The 3,771-nt window shown below is 42.2% G+C and carries 3 protein-coding genes and 1 pseudogene; 3 read left to right on the top strand and 1 reads right to left on the bottom strand.

From position 1 onward, the window contains the following. Positions 1–432: 432 nt before the first annotated feature. Positions 433–1,035, bottom strand: coding sequence for a TetR/AcrR family transcriptional regulator (locus RMO79_RS01590; RefSeq protein ID WP_310481300.1), 603 nt, complete (start codon positions 1,033–1,035; stop codon positions 433–435). A 163-nt stretch (positions 1,036–1,198) separates the two neighbouring features. Between RMO79_RS01590 and RMO79_RS01585 the strand changes: the two genes are divergently transcribed. The 3 genes and pseudogenes from RMO79_RS01585 to RMO79_RS01575 form a co-directional block, all read left to right on the top strand. Beyond that, on the top strand, positions 1,199–1,534 hold the full coding sequence (locus RMO79_RS01585; RefSeq protein ID WP_310481299.1) for a hypothetical protein: 336 nt from the start codon (positions 1,199–1,201) through the stop codon (positions 1,532–1,534). A 67-nt stretch (positions 1,535–1,601) separates the two neighbouring features. Then, positions 1,602–3,173, top strand: coding sequence for an FAD-dependent monooxygenase (locus RMO79_RS01580; RefSeq protein ID WP_310481298.1), 1,572 nt, complete (start codon positions 1,602–1,604; stop codon positions 3,171–3,173). A gap of 9 nt (positions 3,174–3,182) precedes the next feature. Continuing rightward, positions 3,183–3,548 (top strand): annotated as a pseudogene (locus RMO79_RS01575) (FtsX-like permease family protein); the annotation flags it as partial. Positions 3,549–3,771: the final 223 nt, after the last annotated feature.

The following is a 3,771-nucleotide window of genomic DNA, read 5'->3' as shown; positions in this document are numbered from 1 at the left end:
GCGGACAAAGGCGGCAGTAATTTTATTGTAGTTGTTTTGGATCGCTGGTTGAACCGATGAATTAATTTGAGCGAATACTGGTTGAATTGTCGCAATCGCTACAGAAATTAAGGCACCAGAAATAATTGAATTTCGACGAGTAGAGAAGATCATTTAGTAGATTGGCGGAGAGGACTGATGTAATTGACACAAATGACTCAGCCGCTAGCGAAAAGGTTCCGTAATATAATTATATAATCGATCGACAAGGGACTCTCAAATAACTAATAATCCCAGTCTTAATCAACTTGTCTTGTGATTGATAGATACTGTGAAAATACTGGAACAATTTTATTTTGGCAAGTCCTTAACACAATTGCACTAAAGTAAAACTATAGCCCCATTGCTGACGACTTGTTTTGAATTGTCATTGTAAATCTTGATTCGTAGGTGTTAATTACCACCAATAATTAGGTCGATCGATCCATCCACAAATCGATCGCGTTCCATTGGCAAAATATCTCTACCATTGAGAATTTCCTGCACGATCGCATAATGCACCATATTACCAATAAAAAATCTCGCAGTAATTTCTGGATCGGCGACGTTAAGATCGGGATGATGGGCAAATAAATAACTCATTTTTTCAATAATAGGTTTCTCAAAATTCCGCACAAAAGTCTGCGCTAAATCAGGAAACCGCCCCGATTCTCCAATAATTAGCCGGAATAAGGTTAACAGAGGTTGTTCGCCAGAAAATTTGTCTAAGAAATCGATCGCGATTAATTTCAAACTCTCACGGATCGGGTGTTGGAGAAAGCGTTCCTCATCTAATAGTCGATCGCTCTGACTCATCTGTTGAATCAACGCTGTAAACAACCCTTCCTTGCCCTGAAAGTAGCTGTAGAGTGTGGGCTTCGAGACCCTTGCCGCGATCGCAATCCGATCCATACTCGCCGCCGCATAGCCGCAAGTCATAAATTCTTGCATTGCCCCTGCCAGGATCGCTTCGGCTTTATCAGCCACTTTCTGTTTGGGTGATTTGAGGGGATTCATTGCTGCTATTGACACTCTATTTCTAGTTTACTATACTGTTTAGTAGATTTACTAAACGGTTTAGTAAACTATATCGACTGAGGCTGTACCTAATCCTTTTACAAATAAGGCAACTATGTCTAAATCTTTTTTGCTATTCCTGCTTGGCTCTGGATCATCTATCTTGTTTTCCAGCTTCGCTTTTGCCCAAATTCCTCACCCAGTTTCTCAGCAAATTCCTAATATTGAAGGTACTTGGAAAATGTCAATTCTGGGAGAGAATCGATCTGCTACTTGTACATTGATTCAAAAAGGCAATGCACTTACAGGTACTTTTCGGGGACAAATGGGCGATCTACCACTAACAGGAACCGTCACCACAGATCGAAAAATGGCTTTCTCTGCTAAATTCATCTTTGGTACTTTGAAATTTGCTGGAATGGTAAAGGGTCAAACGATGGAAGGTATTGTCGATCTACCGATGGGGCGAGGACGGAAAAATTGGACAGCTACGAAATAGGACATTGCGGTAGAAGTTTCCCGACCCAATCTCAAAATATACTTTCAGCTAAATCAACGTTATAGCCATGATTAATACAGATGTTTTGATAATTGGGGCAGGTCCAACAGGGCTGTCACTAGCTTGTCAGTTAGTCAGATATGGGATTGATTTTGTCATCATCGAAAAAAATGCAGGCGTAACAACGCATTCCAAGGCAATTGGAGTTCAAGCGCGGACACTGGAAATTTATGAGCAACTAGGTGTAGCACCGCAAGCGATCGATCTCGGTCAGATTGCTGGCAAAATTCGGATTATCGCAGAAGGAAAAGTACGTGGGCAGGTCGATCTTTCCGATATGGGTCAAGATTTAAGTCCTTATCCCTATCTATTTGTGCTAGAGCAGAGCAAAAATGAACAGTTGCTATATGACTACCTGCAAAGCCACCAGCAACAGGTGCGATGGCAGACGGAACTCAAACATTTTACCCAATCTGAAATGGGCGTTACGGCACAAGTCAAAACTGCTGATGGTGGATCTGAAAATATCGTTGCTAAATATCTAATCGGTTGTGATGGTGCGAGAAGTCCAGTTAGACACGCATTGGGGCTAACGTTTGAGGGCAGCACCTTAGAGCGTTTATATTATGTTGTCGATGCTCAAATCGATTGGGAGTTTAGTGCAGATGCTGGATATGGTTGCATTTCGAGAGACTCATTAACCTTCTTTTTTCCGATGGCAGGTGAACAAAGATACCGGATTGTTGGCACCTTTCCTGAAGGCTTCGACCAAAATGTTGGTGAGATTTTATATGAAACGATCGAGCAACGCATCCAGGAAGATACCAAACTGTCCCTAGATATTTCTAACGTCAAGTGGTTCTCGGTTTATAAAGTTAACACCCGCGCCGTCAACAAGTTTTCGGTCGGACGTTGTTTCGTCGCTGGCGATGCAGCACACGTTCACTCTCCAGCAGGTGGGCAGGGGATGAATACTGGCATTCAAGATGCTTATAATCTTGCCTGGAAAATGGCTTTTGTCATCAAAGGCTATGCTAGCGAAAAATTGCTAGATACTTATAACGAAGAACGGCTACCAAACGCTCAAAGACTTTTGGAAACAACCGATCGAGCTTTTAATGTGCTGGTTGGCTCCCACTGGTTGTTTAGCTTGATGCGGATGAGAATCTTACCCCTAGTTGCAAAATATGCGATCGGGCGCGATTTAGTTGGGAAAAACATTTTCTCGGCGATTTCCCAAATCCGCCTTAATTATCGCAATGATTCACTCAGTAATCATGATAGTGATAAGGATTTCAAGGTCAAAGCTGGCGATCGAATGCCTTACTTTTTGGTTGATGGTGAGAGTGTTTACGATCAGCTTCACGCTCCCAAATTCCATCTATTGGTTTTCTCCGATAGTGAACATTGGGCGAAAGATTTACGGCGAGAACTCGAACAAGAATCTATAGATTCGATTCTCCAAGGGAAAGTCTTTGCCAACGAATTCAAGGTAATTCCACTCAGTCCCCAAATTTCAGCAATCTTTGGTACAAATCGACCTTTTCAGGTACTGCTAAGACCCGATAACTATATCGGATTTATCTCCACAGCAGCTTCATTAACCGATCTCAGAACTTACATTCGTGAGATTTTATGATGATTGACAGGAAACCTCGAAGGAATCGTAATTATTTATCAAATTCTCCATACCGAAGTATCCGATCGATTACCCGAATATGCAACCCTCAAGGCAATGAGCTATACCGATCGATATTTATTTAGCATCGTGCTCCAAGAAGCCTTAATCCTGGCTCTATTGGGATTTTTGCCTGGGATGGCTGCCTCAATCGGATTATATCAAATCGCTCAAGCAGCTACTCTTCTGCCAATTGTAATGAAAGTCGATCGAGCAATTTTTGTACTGATTTTAACTATTATAATGTGCGTGAGTTCCGGCTCGAATGGCTTGCCGTCTGCGATAGCAATCGCGATCCGAAAACTCCAAGCTGCCGATCCTGCCGACTTGTTTTAAAAATCCTAATATACTTTTATAATAAATATTTTCCCGATCTAGGTCGAGATTTAAAAGTTTTAGGTCCTACTTCCAAACATCATCCGTGCAACTAAGGGTCGCCATAATCGATCGGGCAAAATAGAGTGCAGAAGCAAGTAAGCTTCTCCATGAGGGGAATATCGTAATCGTTGAGATCGATCTGTTGCCGCCCGATAAATGGCTTTAGCAACCCCTTCAGGCT

The organism is Chamaesiphon sp. VAR_48_metabat_403, assembly GCF_031422475.1.
Taxonomy (GTDB): Bacteria; Cyanobacteriota; Cyanobacteriia; order Cyanobacteriales; family Chamaesiphonaceae; genus Chamaesiphon.
This window is presented reverse-complemented; position numbering and strand designations above follow the sequence as displayed.